This is a genomic window from Mesorhizobium sp. WSM4976, from assembly GCF_029625685.1.
Lineage (GTDB): Bacteria > Pseudomonadota > Alphaproteobacteria > Rhizobiales > Rhizobiaceae > Mesorhizobium.
Map to the genome: position 1 here is coordinate 45408 of NZ_JARTVT010000033.1, position 25972 is coordinate 71379.

The following is a 25972-nucleotide window of genomic DNA, read 5'->3' on the forward strand; positions in this document are numbered from 1 at the left end:
TTTGGAGTTGCTGGCCGTGCAACCCGGCAGGATGATCGCGAACCTGTTTGCCGCGCTGCTCCTGGCGCTGTTGATCGGCGGCGTCTTCCTTCTCTTCGGCAGGCCGCTCTGGCCGCAACGCGATGCTCAGATGATAGTCCTTCTCCCAATCGACACCATGGCAACCGGGTCGGTGCGCAAGGCCTGTGTCGAGCCATGCCTGCCGGCCCGCTTCGACCTCAAGCTCGCGCCGGTGAGGCCGCATGGATGAAGCCGGCCTGGGAACCAGTCCGCGCCACACGCCGTTGACAGAGCGAAGGGATGGCCGCAGCGGAGGCCGCGATGGACAATTTCGAACTCATCGATCTTCTGTGCGTCATCGACGCATGCGTGAGCGACCGTTCCGCCGGACGCGTGGTGCCGATGTCGAGGGCCGTCGAGGAGCTGCGCGTCCTGACCGGCGACTTCGTCTCGTCGGACGAGGATGCGACCAATGCCTTGACGCAGGTCGCGCTCGAGCGCGGCTGCGCGGTGCTCTTCGACGAGCAACCCGGCGCCGACATCATCGCGTAGTTCGGCGCGGCGGCCGGGCAGCCGGTCGCGTCAGGGAGACCGGCCATCGCGGCCAAGCGCCGTTGCCGGCTCCCGTTTCACTTCACCAGGGTGATCATCCGGCCCGCATACATCTCCCGGTTCCCCAGTTCGGCGGTGCAGTCCGACTTCACCGCCGAGTTTCCGGTCATCGCCACGGTGTCGCCCACCAGCCGCAGGCAACTGCCCGCGGCGCTCATGTCCGAATTTCCGGTATAGGTGATGGCCGCGTCCGGAGCGTAGATGAAACCGCTGATCAGCGAGCCGGATCCGCCGTTCAGCGTCAGCGCCTGTGTGTTGCCATGCGCCTGGTAGATGGTGATGCCGGCATAGGGGCCGCTGGTGGGCGGCGAGAGGTTCACCTGCTCGTTGGCGTTGATGTAGAGCTGCGAGTTCTCCATCAGGAAGATCGTCACGCCCTGGCCGCTCAGGCTGCCGTTGCCGCCCGGCTTTATGACGACGTTACGCATTATGTAGGTGCCCGGATTGAGGGTGATCTGCCCAGACAGCGTCTTGTCGCAATAGGTGCCCGGCGAGAGCGTCACCGTCTTGCCGTTGGGTACCGGCAGGCAAAGCGTGTAGGCCGGGGGAACGACGTCGGCGAGCGGATCGAACGAGGCATACTGATTTTCAAGCGGCGCGCCGCAGGAAAGGTTGGCATTGGGCGGCGCCAAACCCTGCGTGCGGCCGACTGTCGAGACGCAGCCGGCGCTGACGACCGCCGAGCCGCCGCGATTGACGGAGTCGAGGGCGTCCGAATTGGCCGCGATGACGCAGCCTGCCATCGCCACATTGGTCGAGCCCTGCAGGTTGACCGCGTTGTCGGCATGCTGATTGAGCGCCAGCACGCAGGCCTGCGAGCCGGGCTTTATCTTGACCGACGCGGTGCGCGTCGCCTGCCAGGCCGGCATGGCGGCGAGGAACGCCGGCCGGCTGATGCTCGACGACGCCGTGATGAAATACGCGCTCGGATCGCCGCTGGCGGAGGCCTGGAAGGCGGCGAGGCTGCCCGAAAGCTCCTGGGCGTCGGCGGCGCTCATATTGGCCGTGAAGAAGGTCTGGCCGAGTTGCCGCAGGTCGGCCGCCGACATGCCCGGCTGGTACTTGGTGCCCATCGCAAGGCCGGCCGCGTCCAGCGAATTCTGCAGCTGGGCGGCGTCGTCGCTGGTGCCGATCAGGTCGATCGAAGCCGCCAGGCCAAGCATCAGCGGCACCATTGCGACCGCCGTCGCGACCGCGAAGTTGCCGCGCTTCGAAACCCAGAACCGTCCGAACATGGAGCCCGCCCTCGTCGTATTTCAAAGAGTGATAGGGCTGCCGTCTCTACGGGCGATTTCCAAAAAAGTTAAAATGCAGAAGGTGCTAAAATATTAGGATTTACCGACGTTTACGCCTTAAGTCTGAAGGTTGCTGGGCCTTAAGTCTTAGTATGCGCGGCACAAGATGGGAGCGGAGGCCCGCTGCGGTCCTACCAGCGCAAGTCGACCGAAATAATTAGGCATTCGTTCATATGGCAATGATGACGTCACTGCTGGGATACCGTGGGTGCGCTTGGCCATGGCCTTTTCAGGTTCATTCTTCAGACATTTTTTTTCTCGGCTCGCCGCTCGGCGCTTTTGCGAAGGCAGGGGGGGCAATGTCGCGACCATCTTCGCGCTGACCTTGCCGGTCGTCGTCGGCGGGGCGGGGCTGGGTGTCGAGACATCCTACTGGTACTATTCGAGCCTGAAGTTGCAGGCGATCGCGGATGCGGCCGCCTATGCCGGCGCGCTGGAAAAGGTCCAGGGGTCCGACACGGCCGCCATCACCGCCGCCGCCACGACATCGGCCGCCTCGAACGGACTGGGCGGCGGCACCATTGTCGTCAACACGCCGCCCACCTCGGGACCGAACACGGCCAAGAAGGCGGTTGAGGTGATCCTCAACCAGAACCTGGATCGGTTGTTCACCTCGATCTTCACCCAGACAAAGGTGCCGGAGCGGGCCAGGGCGGTGGCGCTGATCACCGACGCTTCGAAGGCCTGCGTGCTGGCGCTCAATCCCTCCGCCTCGCAGGCGGCACTGTTTTCCGGCAGCACGAGCGTCAAGCTTAACGGCTGCTCGGTCATGTCGGATTCGATCGCCAGTGACTCCATCAAGGTGCAGGGCTCGGCAGGGCTGCAGACCGATTGCCTGATTACCGCCGGCGGCGTTTCGCTGAACAATCCGGTGACCACGGTCTGCAAGTCGCCGATCACCCAGGCCCTGCCGGCCTCCGATCCCTTCTCCAGCGTGCCGGCGCCTGCGGCCAGCAATCCCTGCCAGAACATCAACAGTGGCAAGTCGACGCAAACAATCCAGCCCGGAACCTACTGCAGTGGCATGAACCTCAACGGCAATGTCACGCTTTCTCCCGGCGTCTATGTCGTCCAGGGCAATTTGAAGATCAACGCGGGCGCGGTTATCCAGGGCAGCGGCGTAACCATCTTCATGGCCGGCAGCAACACCGTCAGCATGAACGGGAACGCCACCGTGACGCTGAGCGCTCCGACCTCGGGTACCTATTCTGGCGTGCTGTTCTACGGCGACAGGACGGGCACCGCGGCGCAGAGCACCTTCAACGGCACCGCGACCTCGCTGTTGACCGGCGCCATCTATTTTCCGAAGCAGCAGGTCAATTATCTCGGTAATTTCTCAGGTGTGAACGGCTGCACGCAGGTCGTCGCCGATACCATCCAGTGGTCGGGCAACTCGACCATCAACCAGGACTGCTCGAGCCTCGGGATGAAGGACATCCCGGCCGCCCAGGCGGTTGCGGTCGTCGAGTGAGATCCCCGGTCCGTCGATTGATCCAGGCCATTCGCGATGAAACGGGCATCGCCGCGGTGGAGCTCGCCCTGGTCTTGCCTGTCCTGTGCGCGGCGTTGCTTGGCACCTTGGACGGCTGGTCCTATGTCACCAGTTCGATGTCGATGCGCGCCGGCGTCAAGACGGCCGCCAACCTCGTGATGGCCGGATCCTCCGATGACGCGGCGATCCAGGCCGCCGCGCTGGCGAGCTGGGAGAACAAGCCTTCCGATGCCCAGGTCGTCATCAGCCGCATCTACCAATGCGGAACGACCGTCGTCGATGCCTCAACCCTGTGCAGCGGCCCGAAAGCGCCGTCTGTCTATGTCCAGATCCAGGCGACTGGCACCTGGACTCCGCCCTTCACCTTCGGCCCTTACCCGGACAACACCACGCTCGGTCATTTGCAGGTGGTCCGTGTCCGCTAGGGCAGCTCCAGGAAAGGCGCGCGGAGGGTGGACCCGGCTGCCCTGGGCATTTGCCGGCAACCTGTCGGGCGGAAGCGCCATTGAATTCGCCCTGGTCGCGCCTGTCCTGATCATGCTCTTGTTCGGAATCTTCGCCTTCGGCTGGTCGATGAACACCACCTCCAGCGTGCGCTATGCGCTGGAGGCCTCGGCGCGCTCGTTGCAGCTCAACAACACGCTGACGCAGGCCGACGTCCAGGCGGTCGCCACGCAGAAGCTGCAGGCGCTTGGCCTGCAGAATGTGAACGTCACCATCGTCACCGATCCGGCGAGCGGCGGCTTCCGCATGGCCCATGTCAATGCCAGCTACGCCTTCGTCATCAACTTCCCGTATTTCAGCGACTATCCGATCAACTACACGACGTCCGTGACCGTGCCGCTGGTCGGCGGCTAGAAGGGTGCGGGCAAACAGCACATGAAACCCCTCGCCGCGAGGGTGAAGAGCCGGGGGCATGCGTGCCCTCCCATTCGCTCCGGCGGTCGGCGTACCATCTTAGCAATCTCTAAAGCTCGCAAGGCTGGCGCCAGCCACGAATGCTAGGGATTTGCGGTCATCCTATCAGGAGCGCAGCCATGACCTCTCCCGTCGGAAGCCAGCATGGTGCTGGCATCGTGCATCATTCGAGCAAACCTCAGGGACCGTCGGAAACCTTCCCGGGCAGGAGCGCGGAAAGCATCGGCCACCTGGCAAAGGCCTCCGTTTCCGATACGGATGCCGACGACTCGAACGCGCAGGGAAAGGCCGCGTCCCGCATCGCCCGCATGGATCTTACCGTGCTTTCCCCGGCCGGCCCGGCAGACGGAGGTCAGGCGTCGGATAGCTCTTCCGCCGCGGCCGCCGGCGACGTTGAAAGCGCCTGAAACGGCCGCCGGTCCGACGAGGCGGGCGGGCGGCTCGCCGTTTCAGTGGAGCTCCGAGGTCCTAGCAGCCCTGGGCTGTCGTTTTCATCTGGCCGGGTGCGTTCGATTTGGCGCTCGTGTCCTGCTGGCCGGGGGCGGCTTGCTTCGCGGTGCCGGTCGTCTGTTGTCCAGGCGCGCAATCCTTCGCCGAATTCGGGTTGGTCGAGTTCGTCTTGGTCTGGTCCGTGTCCTGGCTGCTGGGCATCGTCGTCGTGGACGTCGATGAAGAACCAGACGATGTGCCCGACTGCGCCGTCGCCAGACCGCCGGACAGGGCAAGCAGGGCGGCGGCAAGAAGTATCGGTTTCATGAGATTTGGTCCTTTCGGCTAGTATCCCTTCGGTTGTTCAACCCCGCCGGTGCACAAGTGTTCCGACGCCAATGCGCAGGGGTCTGAGCGGCTTTCGATGACTTGGAGAAATGTTTGGGACCATGGTCCGGCTGGACAAGGGCACTCATTTTTCCAATGGGCCCAAGGGTGCTCGGCCCTTTGTTTTCGATATTATTTTCAACGGCTTAGAGGGATTTCTCACGAAAATTATGTGGCAAGTCACGCAATGCTCTCAGTTCGCGACCGCAGTTGCTTAAAGTTTATCCGACGCCGTTAGGAAATTCTCATAAGACGCTGCCTAGCGGTTGGGCCAAGGTAACGATTCATCTGCGGAGAAGGACAATGACTTTGCGAAAAACACTCCTGGCATCCCTTGCCATCCTGGCGCTCGCGGCTGCTCCGGCGCTTGCCGGCGGCAACGGCAATGGCGGCGGCAACGGCGGCGGCCATGGTAATAGCGGCAACGGCGGCAACGGAAACGGTAATGCCGGCGGCAACGGCAACAGCGGCGCAACACATGGCAAGTCGGCCTCGGCCCCGGGCCAGAACAAGGGCACCGACGACAGCTCGGACGATAGCTCGACCGACACCACCACGACCGCTTCCACGCCAAGTGGGAAGAACATTCACGCCAAGCTCGGTCGGCTGAATTCCTTGCAGCGCAACATCAACGCCTACATGAATTCCAAGAGCAAGAAGTTCGCCAGCATACAGGCCTACGTGACGCAGGCAGCGGCGGCCAAGAACGCGCAGGCCAAGCTCGACGCGGCGAACGCGCAACTGGCGGCCGACCAGAGCAAGCTCGCCAGTCTTACCCAGCAGCTCGCCGATCTCAACGCGACTGACACGACGGGCTTCACGCCAGAACAGCAGGCGGCCCTCGATGCGCAGATCGCCGATGTTCAGAGCCAGATCGACGCTCAGAACGCGGCTATCACCGCCGACACGCAGGCAGTCACCGATGCGCAGGCCGCGGTTGCCGCGAACCCGGCGCCCACCGATGCCTCCCTGGACGCGGCGCTGACCGACATGGCCAACAAGCCGGTCGACGCCGACGTCACCGCCTGGGCCAAGGACACGCTGGCGAGCAAGATCGACGCCATGGCAGCGGCCACGACAACCCCATAAGGCCGGGAGAACCGAGCAGAGGGTGAACCAGAAAGCCGCCGGGCCTCGCCCGGCGGCTTTTTGGCATTTCGGCGGCAACGCTTCGCGCTCGCGGAAAACAGAGGCTCGCCCCGGGGCGAGGCGAGCCAAAGCGGGAGCCGCATTGTTGGGTGTCGGTTCCCGCTACAGGTTGCCACCTGGATTCACGAACGGCCGGTGCTTTCTTGGAGGATGAAAGGGCAGGGCGCGACGTTCGGGCGTCACTCACTCGACGCCTCAAAAAGTATCGTATTCCGATACACCTATCCTCAACCTAAGTGGCCGGCAACAACTTTCGACGTCGGGAGGTAAGCCGCGCAGGATTGCATGAGGGTTTTGGGTGGCGTGCTTGCATTCATCCTCGACGGACGGCAACTCGGCCCAATGCGTCAGGGCGTCGGACCTCCGGCACCTTGTTTCCGATGAAGCACAGTGCCAATGTAAATGGGGACTCCCTGTTCTTGCCCGCCATGGCGCATGGCTTAGACTCCGCCCCCGGCGACCCGAGCCCAGATATGGGGAGTTGAGAAGACGGCAGTCGATTCCTCAGGGATGTAGCTGTTCCTTCATCGAGCCCGCCACTGGTTCAAAACCCAGTCGGCGGGCTTTCGATTTTCGAGCTAGTCCGCGTGATCGAGCAGGCGGGTGGCGTCCGGGCGGCCGCGGCCCTGTTTGCTCCCGGCGTGGTCGATGCCCTCGACCGTGATGGCGAACGTTCCGTTCTCTGTCCTGCCGATGAAGCCCTTCGCCTTGAGGTACCAAAGGTGGAATTCAAGGTGCTCGCGCGGACAGCCCGACAGGCGTTCGAGCTCGTCGTCTCCGATGCCTGGATTGTTGACGTCGCGTCGGCGCCTCACATAGAGAAGCGACAGCAAATTGGCCTGGATGGCGGCATCCCTGTCCATGCCGCCGCCGTCGCGCGCGCCATCCGTGAGTTCGTGGCGAAGGCCCAGATGCTCGCGGTAGAGGATGTCGTACTGGGCCCGCTTGACTGGATCCCGCAGCGTATTGTGGGCCTCGACGATCTCGCTGAAGCGCGATTCATTGCCTGTTTCCCGATTATCGGGATGATAGCGCATAGCAAAATAACGGAAAATCCGCTCGATTGTCTCAGAATTGGCCTTCGGGCTTATTTCCAGAATTTCGTAGTAGTCAATGAACATGTAATCGTGCTTCCGCAATTACGGAAACCACTCCCCCGACCCCAAGCATTGCCCAAATGCTGCACATATGCAAGGCGCGGGAGGGGGTCGACATCAGCCATGTGCAAAGCTGTTCCTCCCGGAACAACCCTCCGGGCAGAAAACCGCTCACACTTTTCCTGGAATTGCTCTAGGTTGGCGCGGTCTGAAATTCAGGTGGCAACCTGGATGGGGGCCGACCTCAAGCCCGGCTCCCCTCTTGGCTCGCCTCGAAAGAGGCGAGCCCTTTTTTCGAGGCAGCCTCCCGGCTTTCGCCCGAAGGCTTCCCCGACCTAAAGCGCGTCGCGATCCTACGGATTCGGTTTTACGCATGTCCTTATCCCGAAACCGGTTCCCACTTTCGGGAGACATGCTTTAAGGTGCGCCATGGCTAAGCCATGGCTAATATGGCTTGCTGGATATAGACTTCACAGAGTCGGGTCCACAGAGGCATTGGGAGGGACAACAGAAATGCCACGCGTATCGGAACTCTTCTTCAAGACAGCTATCATCTTTCTCATCCTGGGCATCGCCGCCGGGCTGCGGATGGCGATTTCGGGCGATCACAGCGCCTTCCCGGCGCATGCCCACATCAATCTTCTTGGCTGGGTCACCAGCGCCATCTTCGGCGGCTATTATGCGCTCAACCCCGCCAAGGCCGAGCGCCGCATCGCCATGATCCATTACGGCCTCTATACGATCGGCATCGTGATCATGCTGCCGGCGCTCTACTGGATGCTGGCGGCAGGCCATCCGGAGATCGAGCCGGTGGTGGCGATAGGCTCGCTGATCGTCGCAGCCGCAGTGCTGGTTTTTGGCTTGGTCGTCTTCTCGTCGTCGGAGACGGTGCGCTCCGCCTCACCAGCCGCGGCACGCTAGCCTGGTTCGAGCAGGGGGCCTCGGCCTGGACGGGCTGGGGCCTCCAACCAGGAGCACGACAAGCCGGCCGTCAGCGTTGGGCCGAACAACCTTTGTTGCAGACGGGCGATGTTGACAATACCAAACTGATCGCGCTTCGGAAGCATAACGCGGGGCTAGGCCGGCTCGCTGCGCTCGAGCAGAGGCGTGCAGTGTGTCGGACGAAACGGATTGCAGCCGGTTTCCGGGAAAGGCGATTGGCCGGCCCTTCGCGAGAAGGCTACGCCGGTTAAGGCAGAAGCTTCGGAAACAGCAGCGAGATGAGAGCGCGGATGATGCCATCGCGCTCGAACGGGCCAGGCAATTTGGCGGGCGAGGCGGCGCCGTCGCTCGACTTGGCCTCGTCGGTCACGCGTGCCTCGCCATGCACCAGCCACAGCACCGCCGCGAAGTAGCCGGCCTGCAGAATAACCGCGGCAAGGACCGTCCAGCCCAATGCCGCCCACATCGATCCCGTGGACATGAATGTCCAGCCGAGGATCACCAGAAGCGTCGCCGCCATTCCCACAAGAAACTGCGGAAAATACATTTGCCCAACCGAGCGCCGCGACCATGTCCAGTCGTCGACGATCTCGCCCATATCTCTACCCGTCATGACCCTTGCACCTTTTCCGGGGGGACCGCAAGCTTGAACAATCTGCCCGCGGCCCGGCCGCACCATCGTCCGCACCGACAGGGACCAAGGATGCAGGACTTCCTTGTAACAACCGGCAATTGCGCCGGATCGTTCCATGGCCGGCGGCATTCAAGCAGCGCCTTATGGACCGCGTCGACGACGGGCGGCGATACTTGTAAGGGCAACGACGGCCGGACGAAAAAAAGACCCGCCGAGGCGGGCCTTTTTTGTCTTCATGCTGTCCTTGTCAGCTCAGGATCACGACGATCTTGTAAGTGTCGGGGTCGACAATGACGATGCGTCCATCGGCCAGCACGAAATACTCGTAGGATTCATAGGCAGGCACGATCTTGACGATGCGAGCCGGCAGGCGGTGCAGGCGGATCTTGTGCCGCGGCACCTCGACGCCGACTGAAATGTCGAAGTTGACGTCGCGAACCGGCTCGACATGGGTTTCATGAATGACCTGCGTGATCTGCGTCCTCTGCTCCACCGTCACGTTGTTGATCGAGGCCGTCTTGTTCTGGTCGGTCTCGACATTGGTGTTGCCCTGGGCATTCTGCTCGGTCTTGGTGCCGGTGTTGGTCTGAGCGTTCTGCTGGGTCTGCATCTTGGTGGTGCCGCCCTGGGCATTCTGCTCGGTCTGCGTCTTGGTGGTGCCGCTCTGAGCATTCTGCTCGGTGGTGGTGCCGGTCTTGCCCTGAGCCTGCTGTTTCTTCTTAAGCGTGGTGTTGTCCTGGGCATTCTGCTCGGTGCTGGTGCCGGTCTTGCCCTGGGCGTTCTGTTCCGTCTGCATCTTGGTGGTGCCGCCCTGAGCGTTCTGCTCGGTGTTCGTGCCGGCCTTGCCCTGGGCCTGCTGCTTCTTCTTGAGCTGCGTGTTGTCCTGGGCGTTCTGGTCGGTCTTGGTGCCGGCCTGGCCCTGGGCCTGCTCATCGGTCTTCATCTTGGCCTTGCCCTGGGCCTGCTCCTGCGTGTTGGCGCCGGCCTTGCCCTGGGCGTTCATTTCGGTTTTCGATTTGGTCTCGCCCTGGGCCTGCCCGCCTGCCTTGCCGCCTTTCTGGCAATCGGCCGTGCCGGCCGCGCAATTGTTGTCGCCGCCGCTTGGCTGCGCGGATTGGGTTTGCGCCATCGCGGCGCCGCAACTCACACTGAGCGCGATCATGCTTGTGATCAGCAGGTGTTTCATTGGATTTCTCCTCGGAAAGTCGGTCCCTTCGCATGGGTAACCCCGCCCGAAACGCATTGTTCCGAAATTGCTGAAAGGGGCGAAAAGGTTGGTTTTGCGGAACACGGCGGCATCAATCTTTGCAGGCGGCGGTCCAAATTTCGCAGGAACAACGCCAGGCGATTGGCGTTACGACAATGCCGACCCGCTGTGGAAAATCGCAGGCGCAGCATCAAGGCGATTTGAGCCAATCCACATAGGAGAGACGAACAATGAAAATGCACTTCACCTCCGCCGCCGCCGGCTTGCTGCTTCTTGCCGGCATCGGAGCCGCCGCCGCGCAGGATGTCGTCATCGCGCCGGAGCAGGAAACCGTCATCAAGGAGTATGTTCACAAGCAGCCGCTGGCTTCGGTGAAGGTTCCGGGCGTCGAGTTGAACATCGGCAGCACGGTTCCCGACACGGTCGAACTGCACGAGGTGCCGAACGTCAAATACCGTTACGTTGTCGTCGATAACCGGACAGTGATTGTCGACCCTGGCACTCGCAAGATCGTCAAGGTGCTCGATTAACCGATAGCACGCCGCAATCAGATGGCCCGTCGCCAGTTCCGGCGGCGGGCCATTAACCGATTTTTATTTTGTTACCATACGCTAACGGAACCTTCCCGCCGCGCTTGAGTTAGCGGCTCTGGGCCCACGCTGTCTCATAGACAACACAAATCATTGGCAGGGTGGAGATTCGGGCGGCGGCGAGCAGATACGGGCGGGTCTAGGAGGAGTTTGACCAACATGTCGAAACGAGAAGTCGCAACATCCCGGTCCCTCGGGATGCGCGTCGCCGATCTCAAAGCCAGGATGCGGGACGCCCGGATCACCGACCATGAGATGAAGGCCTTCCAAAAGGTCGCGGCCATCATGGGGGGCGGCGAAGGCTCCCTACGAATCGATGCGGACGACCTGATCGCCGCGTCCTTCGTCACCGAGGCGCTTGGTGAATCAACGTCGACCTGAGAACGGCTGCCAGCCGAAAACCCGCGATCGATCCAGTCGACCGTCAGCCGCCGGCCGGCGGTCCGCGGACGCACTCGTCGGGATATTGTCGGCCAGACCCTGAAACGTGCCGGCAAGGCCAATGCGCACCGGCGCTGTCAGTGCGCAGGCCGCTGCTGCGCCCGGCTTTCGCGTGCCCTGCTGCGTCTGATCTTGGCCTCGCGCAACACCGCGACCGGATCGGCCCCGGTCCACTCGATACCCGCCTTCTTCGCGAAGACCAGGAACGCCTGGCGCGCCTTGTCGAGATCGATCTCTCCGGCCCGCGCCGCCTCGCAGGCGCGCAACGCCGTTGCGTGGCTTTCGCCTCTCGAGGCCGTCGGCCATTCCTTGAGAAAATTCTGCATCTCGGTGAGTGAGGCGATCTCGCGCTTGAAGCCGGCGCCAACGGCGATCGCCACGGGGGCGCGAAGTTCGATGTCGCTTCTGATGTAACCTTCTTGCATGACGGCGGCGCCCTTTGGAGTTCAAAGTCTTGGGGAGTTTCAATGCCTTCCAATGCAGAGCCGATGCGAAGGTTCCGCCACCTCAATTAGTCGTCGCTGACGGAACAACACCTCGCCGAGCACGTTTGCCCCGGGAGCTCAACTATTCGACTTGCCGATGTTTCCGCCCCCCGCGGAGGCAGGGCGGAGCTCGTCAAGACGCGATCCGCAGGATCGTCGTGAACGCAACAGGAGAGAAACGATGAAAACCACCCTCATTCCAGCTGTCGCCGGCCTGGCTTTGATGGCCGGCATCGGCATCGCGGCCGCGGACGAGGTGATCGTCACCCCCGAGCAGCAGACCGTGGTCAAGGAATATGTCCACAAGCATCCGATCGCCTCTGTCAACGTGCTCGGCCTCGAGCTCGGCGTCGGCTCGACCGTGCCCGACACCGTCGAGTTGCAGCAGGTTCCGGACGTCAAGTATCGCTATGCGGTCGTCAACGACCACACGGTGCTGATCGATCCCGGCACGCGCCGCGTTGTCCAGGTGATCCAGTAACATCTGGCGCCTGAAGAGCCCGACCCCAGCCGGATGCTTCGGTGAAGGATAGGGCTCTTCTCGCATCGAGGCACAAGGCCTAGGATAGGCAGCGGTTTGGGAGGCAACGAAGCGGAAGGAGTCGTTGCCATGCATCATCCACACGTCGAATCACCTGACATCGCTCGGCAGGTCGACAAGCTGTTGGCCGAGCACAGGACTGGCCTGTTGTCCATGCAGGAGGCAATTTCCCTGCTGCGCAAGCGCACGGGCACCGACCGCTCTGACGCGGATTTAGCCGGATTGATCACAAAGAAGGCAGCGCATCTCGGCATCGGAGTCGTCACCGACGGACACTGAGCGAATTTGCCGCCTAAGTCGGTCGCATGTGCGTGATACCGAAGACGCCGCGTCAAAATTCCGCTAGTGTTCGCGCCGGGGAACCCATCCAACCCTAGGAGGCGACAGTGACGGACGACAGGCACGAACGCATTCGCCAGCGCGCGCACGAGATCTGGGAGCAGGCCGGCCGGCCCGAAGGCGCTCATATGGAGCATTGGGACCAGGCGGTCGCCGAGATCGACGCGGCAGGCAAGCCGAAGGCGAAGAGCCCGAAGACGACGGCCGCCGCCAAGGCCGAGAAGCCTAAAGCCGCCAAGGCGGAGAAGCCCGCCAAGGCCCCCGCCAAGGCGAAGGCGGCGGCGAAACCCAAAACCAAGGCCTGAATCGGTTCGGCGGCCGCGCCGCCGCCGGGTCACCCCGACAACGATGTCCGACAATGACCTGACGTGGGAGGCCACGGCCGGCCGTTTGGCAGGAAGACGCTCGAACTCCCGTTGAAGGCCGCCGATTCAATAAGTTTAGGTAATCTACTGTTGCTCCTTGGCACCAGATTGAATTTAACCAGAATACTCCCGGTAAAAGTCAGGTATTGGCCCGGAGCCAGCCGTTGACGCGGTGCGGAGCTCAATGGTGGTCTCACGCGAGGGCTTTCTCAATCCAATTCCCGGGGGACCACGGTATGCAGGGCATTCATCGTCTTGTTTCATTCGCATTTCTGGCAGCGGCAAGCGGCTTTCCGGCGTCGGCGCTGGCCAAGCCGGTCGAGTATGTCAAGGTGTGCACGCTTTATGGCGCGCAATACTACTACAGTCCCGGCACCGATACCTGCATCAATGCCAATACCGGCGAGACGCGCCGCTTGACCGAAGACGGCGTGGTTGTCGGCAAGACGGCGCTGGCGAGCAAGGTCGACGACATCGACGGCCGCATCCAACGCGCCTTCGAGGGTGCCTCGGTGGCGTCGGCGCTGACCAGCCCGGACCTGGTACAGGGCGAGCATTTCGGCGTCCGCGTCAACTGGGGCAATGCCGGTCAGTCCAATGCCATGGGCCTCACCGGCGCGGCCGTGCTGGGCGAGGGGTTCATGCCTGGCGGCAACGGCCGGCTGGCCGGCGCCGCGGGCGTCGCCTTCTCCGGCAAGACGGTCGGCGGCAATGCCGGCCTGCAGCTGACCTGGTAAGAGCGGCCGGGGGGCATCATGTTCAGATATTTCCTTGCGCCGGCCATTCTCGGCGCGGCAACGTTGCTTGCGTCGCCATCCGAGGCGGCGGTCGAATATGTCAGGGTCTGCTCCGCCTACGGTCCCAACTACTATTACAGCCCGGGCACCGACACCTGCATCAATGCCCAGACCGGCGTGACCAAACAGGAAGTCGACAATGGCCAGGGCGGGACGACGACGGTCACTGGCAAGACGGCATTGGCCGCCCAGGTCGATGACATCGACAATCGCATCACCCGCGCCTTCGAGAACGCCTCGATCTCGGCCGCGCTCGCCGCGCCCGATCTCGTGCAGGGCGAGCATTTCGGCCTGCGCGTCAACTGGGGGAATGCCGGCTATGCAAATGCCTTCGGCATCACAGGCGCCGCCGTGCTGAGCGAAGGCTTCGCCCACGGCGGCCGACTGACCGCCACGCTTGGCATCGCCTTCGCCGGCAGCCAGGTCGGCGGCAATGCGGGGCTCCAGTTCAGCTGGTAGGAAGGTCAAGAAAAGGGAAGGTGCGCCGCCGAACCGCTAGAGCAATTCCAGGAAAAGTGTGGGCGGTTAGGCTCGGCGCCTTCGCCGTAGCCTTCCGCCCGGATTTGCTCCAAAACAAACGGATGGAGCGGATCGCCGTTTCCGTGCAACGGTGAAACGCTCTAGCGCCCACCCTGCTTCCTGGCGTATTGCGCGACGGCGCAGAGAAGGGCAAGTGCCGCGGTATCGCAGGCGGCCCGCGACGGCGACGGACCCTTGGCGAAAAGGACCGCATCCGCCACCGGAATCGTCAGTCCGTGCCTTCTGGCAAATGAGGTGACTTCGTAGGGCTGATCCTCGGGCAGTGCGCCGATGTCGATTTGCGGTTGCATCAAACATGTTCCTCCCTGGTATGCGTCTATTCCCTCCTTCGCCCGGGAGGAATTAACGCCCGGCCGCTCACCCGCGTCCACCAATTGGCGATTGTGTGAAACGATGCATTTGCCGGAGCGGCGAGCCGAGGTTGCAGCCGGCTGGTTGAAGGGTCCGCGGCGCGGGCTCCTTCGGTCGCCCGCACGGGAGAGGGGAGCTCTCACCAGGCGTCGCTCGACCGGGCGAACCTCACCCCCGCCGCGATCATCGCGCTTTCGCACTCGCTGATCAGCCTGAGGTTTCGCAGATACCGCGCCACCGTTTCCGGCAGCCAGGCGGCGCAGGCTTCGACATAGGCGCGGCCGTGCACCAGCGCGCCGGTCGACAGCCGCTCGTCCTTCTCGGCGATCACTTTCAGATATTGCCGGATGAAGCGGATGTCGTCGGCGATGTCCTGGCTCGCCATGCGCCAGGCGCCGGCGAGGCGCTCGCGCTCGGCGAGCGGCAGCGGCGACAGCAAAGGGCAGGAGAGGTCGGCGAAAGCGGCATGGTTCGCGGTGTTCAAGCAAATTCCCTCAAAGGAAATATCGTACTTTATGTACGAAACATCGTCAAGCGAAGTTCGTACAATTTGAACGATTGGCGGTTATAAGAAATTCGCGGAAATCTTATAACCGTCGGCATCTCCCCCTAGGGGGAGATGAGACTCGTGGCCCATTGGTTCCCGCAAAAAACCGCTTCCCCAACCCGGCAAACAGTGCTTTAACGCGCCCATCCACAGGGGTGCTCCGTACGGTCGGGGCTGAGATGGTGGCGGCAAGCCTCCGGACCCTAAAGCTGATCTGGATAATACCAGCGGAGCGAGGCGGGCCATGTTTTCCGGCGCACAGATTTCCCTTTATCCCATGGCCGACGATTTCGTCGGCGTCATCCTTGGCGCGCTCGGCGCGCTCGACCCTTACCGCGACAGGCTGAGGATCGAGACCGACGACATCTCGACGCTGCTGGTCGGGCCGCCCGAAGTGCTGTTCCCGGCCATGCGCGACCTGTTCGTCGCGGCGGCCAAAAGCGGCAAGCATTGCGTGCTGTCGGCCGCCGTCTCGCGCGGCTGCCCCGGCGAGCCGGACGATCCGATCTGCCGCTCCGACGAGATCGGCGGCCCGGCGATCCCGCTCGACGAGCGCAAACGCGCGGCGCTCGGCGCCGTGCGGTCGACGCCTTCGACCGACCAGGCGGTGGCGGCGCAATTCTCGCTCTATGTGATGGGCACCGGCGACCACATGGACGAGATCTATGGCTGCATCGATTTCCTGAAACAGTCCGGCGTGTTCGACCGTTCCAAGAACTTCTGCACCAGGCTGCGCGGCGACGCCGGCGCGGTGTTCGCCACGCTCAACGAAGCCTTCTGCCGCTTCGGCCCCGGCGCGGGCCACGTGACACTCGACATCACCATCTCGGCCAACAGCCCGACCGCGGTTTGAGCCCAAGCTCAGGCTGTCGAGGTAGATGCTATGGCTGTTTCATTCGATCTGCTGGGCGGGGGAGAGAACTCCGCATCTGATCCTATCCCGGAAGAGGGACGGGGTCCTTCGGCGATTGGCGAAAGCGGGCGCGACAGCCAATCTCCCCCACAAGGGTGGAGATCAGCCTTCACGCGAGCCTTCGCCAGGTTCTTCCCCGCCGCCCTCGCATTCGCCCTGCTCCTCCTCGTCTGGGAATTCTACGCCCGTCTCGGCGGCATCGCGCCCACCGTGCTTCCCGCGCCGTCCGGCGTGCTGGAGCAAGCCTGGGAAAACCGCGCCGCACTTGCCGAAAACACGCTTCCCACCATCCGCGCCACGCTTGCCGGCTTCGCCTGCTCGCTGATCGCCGCCTTCGCGCTTTCGGCCCTGGTCGATTTCTTGGCCCCCCTGCGCCGCGCGCTGTTTCCGCTGCTGATCGCCAGCCAGACCTTGCCGCTGGTGGCGATCGCGCCGCTGGTGGTCTTGTGGTTCGGCTTCGGGCTGTTGCCGAAGATCCTGTTGGTCGCGCTGGTCACCTTCTTCCCGATGATGGTGGCGCTGGTCGAAGGCTATGCCGCGACAAGTGCGGAAATCAGCCAGATGCTTGCCGCCATGGGAGCAGGGCGCTGGCGCATATTCTGGCTGGCGCGGCTGCCGTCGGCGCTGCCCTATTTCTTCGCTGGACTGCGCATCTCCATCACCTATGCGGTGGTCGGCGCGATCTTCGCCGAATATGCGGGCGCCGCGAAGGGGCTGGGCATCTACATGCTCAGTGCCAAGAACAACTTTCGGCCCGATCTCGTGCTTGCCGCCGTTGCAGTCAGCTCGGCGCTGACACTGGCATTGTTTGGTCTGGCCGTCGTGGTGCAGCACCTCGCCATGCCTTGGGAGAGGGCTGGGCGCAACCGCAAGGCCGAAGCCTCCGAGCGCCGGTCATGACCCGGCTCCAGCTCCGCGACGTGCGAAAAAACTTCGGCGCGCTCGAGGTCCTGGCCGGCGTTTCGCTCGATGTCGGCGCGGGTGAGTTCGTGTCGATCCTAGGCCCGTCCGGCGCCGGCAAGTCGACGCTGTTCCAGCTCCTCACGGGCGCGATCCGGGGCGAGGGCGAGATGCGCTTCGACGGCGCGCCGCTCGATGGCGCCCGCTTCGCCTTCATGCCGCAGCGCGACGCGCTGATGCCGTGGCGGCGCGTCATCGACAACGCCACGCTGGGGCTTGAAGTGCAGGGCATGAAGCGCAGCACGGCGCGCGAGCGCGTGGCGCCCCTGTTCGCCGAGTTCGGCCTTGCCGGCTTCGAGCGCGCCTGGCCGGCCGAGCTTTCCGGCGGCATGCGCCAGCGCGCGGCCCTGCTGCGCACCGTGGTGCAGCAGCGCGACATGCTTTTGCTCGACGAGCCTTTCGGCGCGCTCGATGCGCTGACCCGCGCGGCCATGCAGCGCTGGCTCGAAGGCATGTGGCGAAGCCACCGCTGGACCGCACTGCTGATCACCCATGACGTGCGTGAGGCGGTGCTTCTATCCGACCGCATCTACGTGCTTTCGGCGCGGCCCGCGCGCGTGGTGCGTGAGGTGGCCGTGCCGCTGCCGCGTCCGCGCACCGAAAGCGCCGCGCTCGCCCGCGAGGCGGCGGCGATCGAGGCCGGCATCCTCGACACGCTGCTTGGCCAGCCGACCCCGATCAACGACCACCTGATGGAGAACCGAAATGATTGACCTTACCCGCCGCCAGGCGCTGTTCCTGGCCGCCAGCCTGCCATTCGCCGGGGCCGCCACGCGTGCCCGGGCAGCCGCGCAAAAAATCACTGTCGCGCTCGACTGGACCGTCAACACCAACCACATCGGCCTGTTCGTCGCCCGCGACAAGGGCTTCTACAAGGATGCCGGGCTCGATGTCGAAATCCTGCCCTATGGCGACACCGGCTCGGGCACGCTGGTGGCCAACCGTGTCGCCGATTTCGGCATTTCGGGGTCGCTCGGCCTGTTCACGCAAAAGAGCGCCGGCGCCGACCTGAAGGCCGTCTATGCCGTCGTCCAGTCGGAAACCGGCCGCGTCGTCTTCAACGCCGACCGTGCCGCCATCAAAAGCCCGAAGAATCTCGACGGCCTCACCTATGGCGGCTTCGGCAGCGCCTGGGAGAACGCGCTGTTGCAGACCATCATCCGCCATGACGGCGGCAAGGGCGATTTTTCCACCGTGACGCTGGGCACCTCGGCCTACGAGGCGCTGGCCAATGGCGCGGTCGACTTCACGCTAGAAGTCTCGACCTGGGAAGGCGTCGAGGCCGAGCTGAAAGGCTTGAAGCAGCGCAGCTTCCGCTACGCCGATTACGGCGTGCCGGACGAGCACACCACGCTGATCGTTTCCAGCAACGCCTTCCTCGCCGCCAATCCCAAGGCAGCCGCTGCCTTCGTCCAGGCGACGCGGGCCGGCTATGCCTTCGCGGCTGATCACGCGAAGGAGGCGGGCGAACTGCTCGTCGCCGCCAACAAGGATACGCTCACCAACCCGGCGCTGATCGACGCGTCGCTGAAGGCGCTGAACGATGGTCATTTCCTGAAAAGTGCTGCCGGCGCCATCGGCACCATGGACAAGGCGAAGATGGAAGCGATGGGCGGGTATCTGTTCGCCTCGGGGATCCTGCTCGATGGCAACGGCAAGGCGCTGAAGGAGAAGCCGGATCTGGCGGCCTATTTCACGAACGAGTTTCTGGGGTAGGGGCCAAGCGCCGAAGGAACGCGGCCTTGCGCCGGCGCCTTGCCCGGAATCCGGTGCGGAGCCTAATTCTTGACGATGGTGCGAAGCAGCGCGGTTTTGATGTGCCACCCCGGTTCGCCTTGCAGCGACAGGGCGGCTTCATAGAATTTCGCCATGGCCGGACACAGGCCCGGGAAGTCCTGGTTGGCGTTTGAGATGGCCTCCATCTCGGCCGGCGTGCCGCCGATCTTTTTGAAAATGTCAGCGACCAGCGACCAATCCTGATCGCTGGGCGCGACCGCCGGCAGGCCGCTTCTTTTGGCGGCGCCGAAGGCGCGGAACAGAGTGGCGCCGATCCTGTCCAGGTCGGCCAGAAAATCGTGACCAGGCGCACTGATCGCGTCCGGTCCGTTGCGCAGGTAATTGTTGCAGGTGGCCGGCGTTTCGCGCGCCATGACATGATTGAGCATGTCGAGCTGCGCCGAAAGCACTTCCGAAGCATTGCTGTCGGGGGTCGTGGGCAGGAGCGGGGCGTATCTATGCCTGAGATCGGCGACCGCCTGCCTGCTGATATTGCGCACTTCTGTTTGGTTTCCAGCCTGGGCCGCGGCAGTGATCTTACGCAGCATCGCATCGTAGTCGTCCGGAAACTCCCGGGCGATAGCCTCGAAGATCCCGAGATTCTGCTTCCGGATCTCGGCATCGATGTCGGCGGTGGTGAGCGTCCGGGGCGGCATCGCCACAGACTGATGGTGGTGGTGTCCGCCGCCGAACATCGTTGGCATCACGTCAGCCCCAATGATGCTTACGGGGATGACCGCCACCACTTGCAACCATTTCCAAGGTGACATTCGCCGGCGCTCCGACACCCTGCTCACTCCGCCCCGAGGCTCAGTGCCTTCTTGCGGTCGGCCTCGGCGCGTTTCAAATCGCCCTTGGCTGCCCACACCGCGCTTCGCGATTTGTACGCGGCAGCGAAATTTGGCCTTAACTTGATCGCTTGGTTGAGGTCGGTGATGGCGCCGTCATAGTCCGCTTTGCGGGCGCGGATCGTGCCGCGGCCCGAGTAACCGAAAACATTGTTGCGATCGAGTCTAAGCACCATCTCGAAATCGCTGAGTGCTCCCGTGTCTTCATGGAGCTTCATGCGGAACGCGCCCCGACCGGCATATATCCTTGCGTTTGTCGGATCGAGGCGGACGGCGTTTTCGTAGTCCGCCGATGCTCCGTCATAGTCCCCCTGATAGCTGAGGACGCGGCCGCGATCGCTGTAGGTGTCACCGATGTCTGGATCGATGGCTATCGCCTGGCTGTAATCGGCGATGGCATAGGCATAGTCGCCCTTTATCTCGGAAGCGAAGGCACGGGCCACATATGCATCCCGATATGCGGGAAACAGCGCAATCGCTTTGCCATACAGCGCGATGGCACCGTCATAGTCGTTTTTGTTGTCCAGCACCTGAGCCTTCTTGAAAGCCGCCCTGGCTGCAGGTGGGATGCTGCCCGCCGAGGTCGCCGCTCCGCTCTCGATCTTGCCTGACGTCCTTGCCTTCGCCGCCAGTGCTAGTTCGCGGCCTTCGCGGGCAACCGTCATCTTCGGATTGAGCTTCAGCGCCTGGTCGAAATCGGCGATCGCCCGGTCGTAGTCGCCCTTGGCGGCGAAGGCGCCGCCGCGCCCGAAATAGGCCTGCGCGTCATTGGCGTCGAGCTCGATCGCCCGGCTCAAATCGGCGATGGCGCGATCCGGTTGGTTCTTTTTGGTCCACGCGACGGAGCGACCGATGTAAGCGTCCGAATAGTCGGGGTAGAGCCCGATGACCTTGTTGTAGTCCTTGATCGCCGCGTCGTACTTGCCTTTGGCGACAAGCGCGATGGCCCGTCCGACATAGGGTGAGGCATCTTGCGGATCGATAGCCATCGCCTTGTTGAATTCGGCGATCGCACGATCATATTTGCCCTTGTGGTAGAACGCATAGCCGCGATCGACGAAAGCCGCGAGTTCCTTCGGGGATGGTACGATCGAATTACCGCCCATGCCGCCTTTCTGCTGCGCGGCCGTCGCTGCCTTGCGCGCGGCGGCGTAGTTTGGATTGTGCGGGTCTAGCTTGGCCGCCTGATCGAAGTCGGCAATGGCTTCGGCGTAGTTTTTGGCGTCGACCCGAGCCATGCCGCGGCCATAATAGCTGGCCGCGTCTTTCGGATCGATCTCGATCGCCGATGAAAAGGCCTCGATCGCTCGCTTCGGGTCTCCGGTGCCGTACCAGGCCGCTCCAGTACAGAAGAAGGCGCGGCTTGCTTTCGGGTCGAGCCTGATGGCTTTGATGCAATCGTCAAGCGCGCCGTCCGCGTCGCCCGCCGCGCCCTTGGCCAGACCACGGCGCGTGAGCGGCGCGGCGACGTCGGGAATAATGGCGATGGCCTTGTCGAAATCGGCGATTGCGCGGGCAAAATCCTTCTTGCCATCAAAGGCCTTGCCTCGTCCGAAATAGGCGAGCGGGCTCTCGGGATCGATCGCGATGGCCTCTTCATAGGCCTCGATCGCTTCGTCATAGTTTTCTTCGTGCAAGAGGCTGTCGCCCTTGGCCACCGCGACCAGGACGCGGGGATCGCTGGTATCGATAAGCTTCGCCAACTTCGGATCGGCAGGCGAAAGATCGTCACTCGCACTTGGCTCGGCCGAAGCCGCGGTCTCAGCCGGCGCGACGGCGGTGGTGTCCGGTTCGTTCGCGGCGAGATTGGAACCATCCGCGTTGGCAATGCTCGCGGCGGGCTCCCCGCTGGCCGCTACCGCCGCCTTCCGGGCTACGGCATAGTCACCATTGCCGGGATCGAGCTTGAGCGCCTCGTCGAAGTCGGCGATGGCGCCGGTATAGTCCTTGCTATCGGCGCGAGCCATGCCGCGCGCATAGTAGATGGCATCGTCCTTGGGATCGATGCCGATCGCCACCGTATAGGCGGCTATCGCGCGTCCTGCGTCGCCCTTGGCGTGCCAGGCCATGCCTCCGCAATAGTGGGCGTCGCGCGCCTTCGGGTCGAGCGTGGCGGCCCGGTCGCAGTCGGCAAGGGCGCCATCGACATCGCCTGATGTCACCTTGGCGAGGCCACGGCGGAAATATGCCGCGGCAAAATTGGGGGCGAGTTGAATGACCCTGTCGAAATCGGCGATCGCCTGGGCGTAGTCGCGTGTGGCGGCCCGGGCTCTGCCGCGGCCGAAATAGCCGAAGCGGTTGTCGGGTTCGAGCGCGATCACCACGTCATAGGAACCGATCGCCTTGTCATATTTGCCCATGTCCAGCCAGGCATCGCCGCCGAGGATCGCTTGCAGCGCGCGCTGGTCTTTTGTCTCCAGAGACTTTGCAGCCAGCGTGTCGTCAGTGGCCGCCAAATTCGGAAGTACGGGTCGCGGGACCGACGCGCCGCCCCCTGGCTTTGGCTGCCCCAGGTCCTGCGCCTGTGCGGCTTTGCCCCCATCGCTGGCAGCCTGCTCGTCGCAGCTTCTCGATCGTGCGGGATCCAGCTCCACGGCGCGCCGGCAATCGGCCGCCGCGCCGGCCTGGTCGCCCTTGAGTGTCCTGGCGCGGCTGCGGCCGAGATAGGCGTCGGCATTTTTGGGGTCGAGGCCGATTGCCTTGTCGAAATCGAGCAACGCGCCGTCGACGCCATATTTTGCCAGGCGCGCGCCGGCGCGTTCGACCAGTATCCTGGCGGAGGCTTGGTCCTGAGGGGCCTGATCCTGTGTTCCCGCGGCCGGAACGGTTTGCCCGCCGGCCATGAGCGCGGCGCACGCGCCGGCGCGCTGCGGGTCGAGTTCGACAGCGCGCCGGCAGTCGCTCGCGGCAAGGGCATTGTCTCCTTGCGAGGCCGCGGCGACCGCCCGGTCGTAATGGGCCTCGGCGTTGTCGGGATCGAGTGAGATGGCATAGCCGAAGGAAGCGATCGCGCCCGGCACGTCGCCGGAGACCTGCTGCTTCAATGCATCCCGGATTTGCGCGGCAGCCTCTTTGGAACGAACTTGCCTGCCGGTGGCCTCCAACTGCTTGGCCAAAGAGGTAAGATCCGGCTTGGACGCCGTTTCCGCCGGAGGCACCTCGGCGTCATCCTGCCCCGCATCGCAACTGCCAGTCTTCTTCGGATCGAGCGCGATGGCCTTGCGGCAGTCGGCCGCCGCGCCGGCGCTGTCGCCTTTGCGTGATCGCATCAGCGACCGGCCGAGCCACGCCCTGGCATCGGTTGCATCGAGCGCGATCGCCTTGTCGAAATCGGCGAGGGCGCGATCGTCGTTGTCCTTGTTCGCCCAGGCGACGGCTCGGGCGTAGTAGCCGTCGACCATCCCTGCGTCGAGCTCGATCGCCCTATTGGCATCGGCGATCGCGCGCGCCCAGTCGTTCTTGCCGATCCAGGCGGCGCTGCGGTTGGCATAGGCATCGGCGCTCCCCGGGTCCACGGCCAGCGCGGCGTCATAATCGGCAATGGCGCGATCGAACTCGTCCCTGGCGGCGTAGGCGAGGCCGCGATTGACGAGCGCGATGAAATCGGTCGGATCGATGCGGATCGCCTTGTCATACTCCGCAATCGCCTTGTCGCGTTCGCCGGTCTTGCTCCAGGCGGTGCCGAGTCCCGTGTGGGCGTTGCCGTTTTGCGGATCGGCCTCGATCGCCTGCTGGAAATCGAGCATGGCTGCGTCGATCTTGCCCTTGCGCAGGAAGACCGAGCCACGGCTGGAATAGGCGTCGCTGGCGGACGGTTCGAGGCTGATCACAATGTTGAAGTCCGCGATCGCGCGGTCGTAGTCCCCCTTGTTGGACCAGTCGGTGCCGCGGTTGAACAGCGCCGAGGTCGCCTTTGGATCGAGCGCGATCGCCTTGTCGTAGTCGGCGATCGCGCCATTCCAGTCCTGCTTATCGTCCCGAGCGGCGCCCCGATAGAAATAGGCCTTGGTGCGCAGGCGCAACGTCTCCTTGTCGTCCTCGGCAATCGCCGTGCAGGCGGCGATGCGCTGGTCGGCCGAGATCTTGCCGGCGTTGGCTCCCTTCTTGTCGATCGGGCCGCTGTTCGGGCTTCGGTCGCCGCTTTCGTCGCCGAAACAAAGGGCATAGTCCTTCGCAATGGCAGATGCGGGCGTGGCGATAGCGCCAAGCACCGCTATCCCCGCAAGCGCCAGCCCATGTGAGAGCACGGCAACGAATATGCGCGAGATCGCGCCGGTACGGCGAGACATGGCTTGATCCTCCCCCCGGAGTTGCCGCGACGGCGGCTGCAATTCCTATATAGTTCTGTCTTTGTTCTAAAATGCAAGCAGAAATTGCAATGGCCGCCGAAATCGATCCTGCGTCGAGGGATGCGCCTTCACATGTCGATGATCGACCGTCTCACCCGTCCGATGATGGTGATCGCGCCTTCGAGCTCCGGTGGCGGGATATCCAGATACGACGCCGGCTGGAAGGGCGGGTTGTCGTTCGGGCGGTAGCGCTTGTAGGTGGCCCGTCCCGTCTCGTCCGAGATCACATAGCAGCCATTGGTCACCAGCCGCTTGTCGCGCAGATTGACGAAGATGATCGAATCCGGAGGCGAGATCTTGTTCATCGACGGGCCGTCGACGCGCAGCGCGATCCATTCGCCTTCCTCGAGGTCGGCGGTGGGGATCGTCGGATAGTCGGAGAGGTTGACCACGCTGTCCTGGCTGCCCAGCTCGCCGGCGCTGATCCACGACACGATCGGCACGTCTACGGTGACGGGCGAGGGGGCAAGGTGCACAGGCGCCGCTTCCGCGCCATCGCCCCCCAAATTGCCATTGAACAGCAGCCAGCCGGGGTCGACGCCGAACAGCCGGCCGTATTTCTCGGCGGCTTTCCGCGACAACGGTCGGTTGCCGTTCTCATGGCTGATGAGCGTGTTCTTGTTGATCTCGCGCAGCGCCCGCGCGGCATCGCTGGGCGAGGCATAGCCGGCCTGGGCGCGCGCCTGCTGCAATCTGTGCCGGGAATCCATCATCGTACAAAATGCCTGAGATTTATCGTGCAAAGTGTACGATTTCGCTTGCGCGTCATTCGTACATAACGTACGCTTAGCGCATGAATGAGCATCCCGCAAGCATTTCCGCATTGTCAGTGATTCCCGCGCAGCCCACGAGCATCCAGGGACTGCCCACCAGCATCTCTGGGCTTATCGATCGTTGGGGCAGCATCGGTGCTTTCGCCGCCGATGTCGGCTGCGGCTACGAGGCGGCGCGCCAGATGCGCCGGCGCGGCCGCATCGCGCCGCAGCACTGGCCGCATGTGGTGGCGGCGAGCCGCCGGCTGGGCATCGCCGGCGTCAGCTACGAATGGCTGGCCGGCCGCGCCGCGGCCATGCAACGCGCGGGCGCCATGCAAGGGGAGGCGGCATGAACGCGCTGCCCTCACCATTAGAATTCCGATCGTCCGGACTGTCTTCCTCCCCGGTCCGGGCGCATTCCGGGGCGCTTGCCCCGGATCCGGTCGAACCGCCCGCACCCCGGTTCACCGGAACGGCCGGAGCCGCTCCTCCCCCGGCTCCGGCCCCCAATCCGGGCATAAGCTGCATCCGCACCGAGGACGGCACCGTCATCCTGTTCGACCGCGCGTCGGGCAGGGCGGTGTCGGGCCTGACGCGGGCTGCGGCTGAAGCCAGGCTTCGCGAGCTGGAAGGGGCCGCGCGCCCGGCCTGATCCCACCCCTTTTTTGAACCCGCCGACGGCCTCGCGGCCGAACCCAGGCGCTTGGGCTTCAGCCCGGCGCTTTCGCATGCCCATGACCCAAGCAATCGACGGAATATGAAGATGGCAGCCGCCTACACCGAAAAGGAAATCGACGAGATCGCAGCCTGGCTGAAGGAGGGGCTCTCGGCCTCGCGCATCGCCGGCCGCTTCAGCGCGCTGCGCGGCGCCCCGGTCTCGCGCAACGCCATCATCGGCATCGTCCACCGCAACGCCGGCCTGCGCGCCATCGGCTTCGCCAACCCGAAGGGCGGCCGCGCCGGTGGCAGACCGAGGAAACATGCCCGGCCGGATCGTCCAGGCCGGCGGGGCAGGACAGTGATCGGAGGGGTAACGCTCTCCGAGCCGGCCGCGCTTTCCAGGTTCGCCGAGTTCGTGGAAGGCGCCGGCGGCGAAGCTGCCAATCTCCCCCCTTGCGGGGGAGATGTCCGGCAGGTGTCCGAACCGGATAGATAGGTAACAGAATGGACCGATTAGATGGGTGACAGTTTTCTTGCCAGCCGGGAGGACCGG

At 63.8% G+C, this 25972-nt stretch carries 33 protein-coding genes and 1 riboswitch; of the genes, 22 read left to right on the forward strand and 11 right to left on the reverse strand.

The features are described from left to right. The first annotated feature begins 1 nt into the window (after nt 1). Together P9272_RS30555 and P9272_RS30560 are read left to right on the forward strand one after the other, a co-directional pair. Nucleotides 2–250, forward strand: a complete 249-nt coding sequence (locus P9272_RS30555; protein WP_278163620.1) for a polymerase — start codon at nt 2–4, stop codon at nt 248–250. Nucleotides 251–321: 71 nt separating this feature from the next. Continuing rightward, nucleotides 322–552, forward strand: coding sequence for a hypothetical protein (locus P9272_RS30560; RefSeq protein WP_128260712.1), 231 nt, complete (start codon nt 322–324; stop codon nt 550–552). A 77-nt stretch (nt 553–629) separates the two neighbouring features. Here P9272_RS30560 and P9272_RS30565 read toward each other — a convergent pair whose 3' ends face one another. Further along, nucleotides 630–1847 (reverse strand): pilus assembly protein, encoded by a 1218-nt coding sequence (locus P9272_RS30565; protein ID WP_278163623.1) that lies wholly within the window; start codon nt 1845–1847, stop codon nt 630–632. Nucleotides 1848–2115: 268 nt separating this feature from the next. Between P9272_RS30565 and P9272_RS30570 the strand changes: the two genes are divergently transcribed. From P9272_RS30570 to P9272_RS30585, 4 genes are all read left to right on the forward strand, one after another. Further along, nucleotides 2116–3378 (forward strand): pilus assembly protein TadG-related protein, encoded by a 1263-nt coding sequence (locus tag P9272_RS30570; RefSeq protein ID WP_278163625.1) that lies wholly within the window; start codon nt 2116–2118, stop codon nt 3376–3378. A 17-nt stretch (nt 3379–3395) separates the two neighbouring features. After that, nucleotides 3396–3824, forward strand: coding sequence for a TadE/TadG family type IV pilus assembly protein (locus P9272_RS30575; protein WP_278163627.1), 429 nt, complete (start codon nt 3396–3398; stop codon nt 3822–3824). Further along, nucleotides 3814–4257, forward strand: coding sequence for a TadE/TadG family type IV pilus assembly protein (locus tag P9272_RS30580; protein WP_278163629.1), 444 nt, complete (start codon nt 3814–3816; stop codon nt 4255–4257). Before P9272_RS30575 ends, P9272_RS30580 begins: the two co-directional genes overlap by 11 nt. Before the next feature lie 179 nt (nt 4258–4436). After that, nucleotides 4437–4724, forward strand: a complete 288-nt coding sequence (locus P9272_RS30585; protein WP_278163631.1) for a hypothetical protein — start codon at nt 4437–4439, stop codon at nt 4722–4724. Between the two features lie 61 nt (nt 4725–4785). Here P9272_RS30585 and P9272_RS30590 read toward each other — a convergent pair whose 3' ends face one another. Continuing rightward, a complete protein-coding gene (locus P9272_RS30590; RefSeq protein WP_278163633.1) occupies nt 4786–5073 on the reverse strand; it encodes a hypothetical protein in 288 nt (95 codons plus the stop codon). 363 nt (nt 5074–5436) lie between these two features. On the opposite strand from P9272_RS30590, the gene P9272_RS30595 reads away from it, so the two are divergent. Then, nucleotides 5437–6222: a hypothetical protein gene (locus tag P9272_RS30595; RefSeq protein WP_278163635.1), complete on the forward strand. Its 786-nt coding sequence runs from the start codon at nt 5437–5439 to the stop codon at nt 6220–6222. Nucleotides 6223–6860: 638 nt separating this feature from the next. Here the strand turns inward: P9272_RS30595 and P9272_RS30600 are convergent. Beyond that, nucleotides 6861–7403 carry a DnaJ domain-containing protein gene (locus P9272_RS30600; protein WP_128260750.1) on the reverse strand — a complete coding sequence of 181 codons (543 nt, stop codon included), beginning with the start codon at nt 7401–7403 and terminating at the stop codon, nt 6861–6863. A gap of 489 nt (nt 7404–7892) precedes the next feature. On the opposite strand from P9272_RS30600, the gene P9272_RS30605 reads away from it, so the two are divergent. Further along, nucleotides 7893–8300, forward strand: coding sequence for a hypothetical protein (locus P9272_RS30605; RefSeq protein ID WP_128260705.1), 408 nt, complete (start codon nt 7893–7895; stop codon nt 8298–8300). Nucleotides 8301–8568: 268 nt separating this feature from the next. Here P9272_RS30605 and P9272_RS30610 read toward each other — a convergent pair whose 3' ends face one another. Together P9272_RS30610 and P9272_RS30615 are read right to left on the reverse strand one after the other, a co-directional pair. Next, entirely contained in the window at nt 8569–8934 is a 366-nt protein-coding gene (locus P9272_RS30610) for an exopolysaccharide production repressor protein (RefSeq protein WP_278163638.1), read from the reverse strand. Nucleotides 8935–9202: 268 nt separating this feature from the next. After that, a complete protein-coding gene (locus P9272_RS30615; RefSeq protein ID WP_278163640.1) occupies nt 9203–10141 on the reverse strand; it encodes a DUF1236 domain-containing protein in 939 nt (312 codons plus the stop codon). Nucleotides 10142–10392: 251 nt separating this feature from the next. Here P9272_RS30615 and P9272_RS30620 point away from each other — a divergent pair, with 251 nt between their 5' ends. Both P9272_RS30620 and P9272_RS30625 read left to right on the forward strand, forming a co-directional pair. Beyond that, on the forward strand, nt 10393–10692 hold the full coding sequence (locus P9272_RS30620) for a DUF1236 domain-containing protein (RefSeq protein WP_128260703.1): 300 nt from the start codon (nt 10393–10395) through the stop codon (nt 10690–10692). Between the two features lie 219 nt (nt 10693–10911). Further along, a complete protein-coding gene (locus P9272_RS30625; RefSeq protein ID WP_128260748.1) occupies nt 10912–11133 on the forward strand; it encodes a hypothetical protein in 222 nt (73 codons plus the stop codon). 137 nt (nt 11134–11270) lie between these two features. Here the strand turns inward: P9272_RS30625 and P9272_RS30630 are convergent, their stop codons facing one another. Then, nucleotides 11271–11618, reverse strand: coding sequence for a DUF982 domain-containing protein (locus P9272_RS30630; protein WP_128260702.1), 348 nt, complete (start codon nt 11616–11618; stop codon nt 11271–11273). 241 nt (nt 11619–11859) lie between these two features. On the opposite strand from P9272_RS30630, the gene P9272_RS30635 reads away from it, so the two are divergent. From P9272_RS30635 to P9272_RS30655, 5 genes are all read left to right on the forward strand, one after another. After that, on the forward strand, nt 11860–12159 hold the full coding sequence (locus P9272_RS30635; protein ID WP_128260701.1) for a DUF1236 domain-containing protein: 300 nt from the start codon (nt 11860–11862) through the stop codon (nt 12157–12159). Between the two features lie 96 nt (nt 12160–12255). Beyond that, complete coding sequence (locus P9272_RS30640) at nt 12256–12498, forward strand: hypothetical protein (protein WP_278163643.1); 243 nt, start codon at nt 12256–12258, stop codon at nt 12496–12498. Between the two features lie 107 nt (nt 12499–12605). Then, on the forward strand, nt 12606–12863 hold the full coding sequence (locus P9272_RS30645; RefSeq protein WP_128260700.1) for a DUF2934 domain-containing protein: 258 nt from the start codon (nt 12606–12608) through the stop codon (nt 12861–12863). A 296-nt stretch (nt 12864–13159) separates the two neighbouring features. After that, nucleotides 13160–13660 carry a porin gene (locus tag P9272_RS30650; protein WP_278163644.1) on the forward strand — a complete coding sequence of 167 codons (501 nt, stop codon included), beginning with the start codon at nt 13160–13162 and terminating at the stop codon, nt 13658–13660. 18 nt (nt 13661–13678) lie between these two features. After that, nucleotides 13679–14179, forward strand: a complete 501-nt coding sequence (locus tag P9272_RS30655; protein ID WP_278163646.1) for a porin — start codon at nt 13679–13681, stop codon at nt 14177–14179. A gap of 161 nt (nt 14180–14340) precedes the next feature. Here the strand turns inward: P9272_RS30655 and P9272_RS30660 are convergent, their stop codons facing one another. After that, nucleotides 14341–14550, reverse strand: a complete 210-nt coding sequence (locus P9272_RS30660) for a hypothetical protein (RefSeq protein ID WP_278163648.1) — start codon at nt 14548–14550, stop codon at nt 14341–14343. Between the two features lie 200 nt (nt 14551–14750). Continuing rightward, nucleotides 14751–15095, reverse strand: a complete 345-nt coding sequence (locus P9272_RS30665; protein WP_278163650.1) for a hypothetical protein — start codon at nt 15093–15095, stop codon at nt 14751–14753. 204 nt (nt 15096–15299) lie between these two features. After that, nucleotides 15300–15412: riboswitch (TPP riboswitch) on the forward strand. Here P9272_RS30665 and P9272_RS30670 point away from each other — a divergent pair. The 4 genes from P9272_RS30670 to P9272_RS30685 all read left to right on the forward strand — a co-directional run bounded on the left by P9272_RS30670 (nt 15403) and on the right by P9272_RS30685 (nt 18747). After that, nucleotides 15403–16011 carry a YkoF family thiamine/hydroxymethylpyrimidine-binding protein gene (locus P9272_RS30670; RefSeq protein ID WP_128260697.1) on the forward strand — a complete coding sequence of 203 codons (609 nt, stop codon included), beginning with the start codon at nt 15403–15405 and terminating at the stop codon, nt 16009–16011. (Overlaps the previous riboswitch by 10 nt.) Before the next feature lie 30 nt (nt 16012–16041). Beyond that, a complete protein-coding gene (locus P9272_RS30675) occupies nt 16042–16971 on the forward strand; it encodes an ABC transporter permease (RefSeq protein WP_278163652.1) in 930 nt (309 codons plus the stop codon). Continuing rightward, on the forward strand, nt 16968–17744 hold the full coding sequence (locus tag P9272_RS30680) for an ABC transporter ATP-binding protein (protein ID WP_278163655.1): 777 nt from the start codon (nt 16968–16970) through the stop codon (nt 17742–17744). Before P9272_RS30675 ends, P9272_RS30680 begins: the two co-directional genes overlap by 4 nt. Next, nucleotides 17737–18747, forward strand: a complete 1011-nt coding sequence (locus P9272_RS30685) for an ABC transporter substrate-binding protein (protein WP_278163657.1) — start codon at nt 17737–17739, stop codon at nt 18745–18747. The genes P9272_RS30680 and P9272_RS30685 overlap by 8 nt, the downstream gene beginning before the upstream one ends. Nucleotides 18748–18809: 62 nt before the next feature. Here the strand turns inward: P9272_RS30685 and P9272_RS30690 are convergent, their stop codons facing one another. The 3 genes from P9272_RS30690 to P9272_RS30700 all read right to left on the reverse strand — a co-directional run bounded on the left by P9272_RS30690 (nt 18810) and on the right by P9272_RS30700 (nt 24717). After that, nucleotides 18810–19553, reverse strand: a complete 744-nt coding sequence (locus tag P9272_RS30690; RefSeq protein ID WP_278163660.1) for a hypothetical protein — start codon at nt 19551–19553, stop codon at nt 18810–18812. A gap of 47 nt (nt 19554–19600) precedes the next feature. Continuing rightward, nucleotides 19601–23944 (reverse strand): tetratricopeptide repeat protein, encoded by a 4344-nt coding sequence (locus P9272_RS30695; protein ID WP_278163663.1) that lies wholly within the window; start codon nt 23942–23944, stop codon nt 19601–19603. A gap of 128 nt (nt 23945–24072) precedes the next feature. Then, on the reverse strand, nt 24073–24717 hold the full coding sequence (locus P9272_RS30700; protein ID WP_278163665.1) for an XRE family transcriptional regulator: 645 nt from the start codon (nt 24715–24717) through the stop codon (nt 24073–24075). A gap of 116 nt (nt 24718–24833) precedes the next feature. Here P9272_RS30700 and P9272_RS30705 point away from each other — a divergent pair, with 116 nt between their 5' ends. The 3 genes from P9272_RS30705 to P9272_RS36120 all read left to right on the forward strand — a co-directional run bounded on the left by P9272_RS30705 (nt 24834) and on the right by P9272_RS36120 (nt 25915). Further along, the gene (locus tag P9272_RS30705; RefSeq protein ID WP_278163670.1) at nt 24834–25112 is read left to right on the forward strand and encodes a hypothetical protein; all 279 of its coding nucleotides are present in this window, start codon (nt 24834–24836) and stop codon (nt 25110–25112) included. Continuing rightward, nucleotides 25109–25411 carry a hypothetical protein gene (locus P9272_RS30710; protein WP_278163667.1) on the forward strand — a complete coding sequence of 101 codons (303 nt, stop codon included), beginning with the start codon at nt 25109–25111 and terminating at the stop codon, nt 25409–25411. Before P9272_RS30705 ends, P9272_RS30710 begins: the two co-directional genes overlap by 4 nt. Nucleotides 25412–25522: 111 nt before the next feature. Beyond that, a complete protein-coding gene (locus P9272_RS36120; RefSeq protein ID WP_347404082.1) occupies nt 25523–25915 on the forward strand; it encodes a hypothetical protein in 393 nt (130 codons plus the stop codon). The last annotated feature ends 57 nt before the right edge of the window (nt 25916–25972 follow it).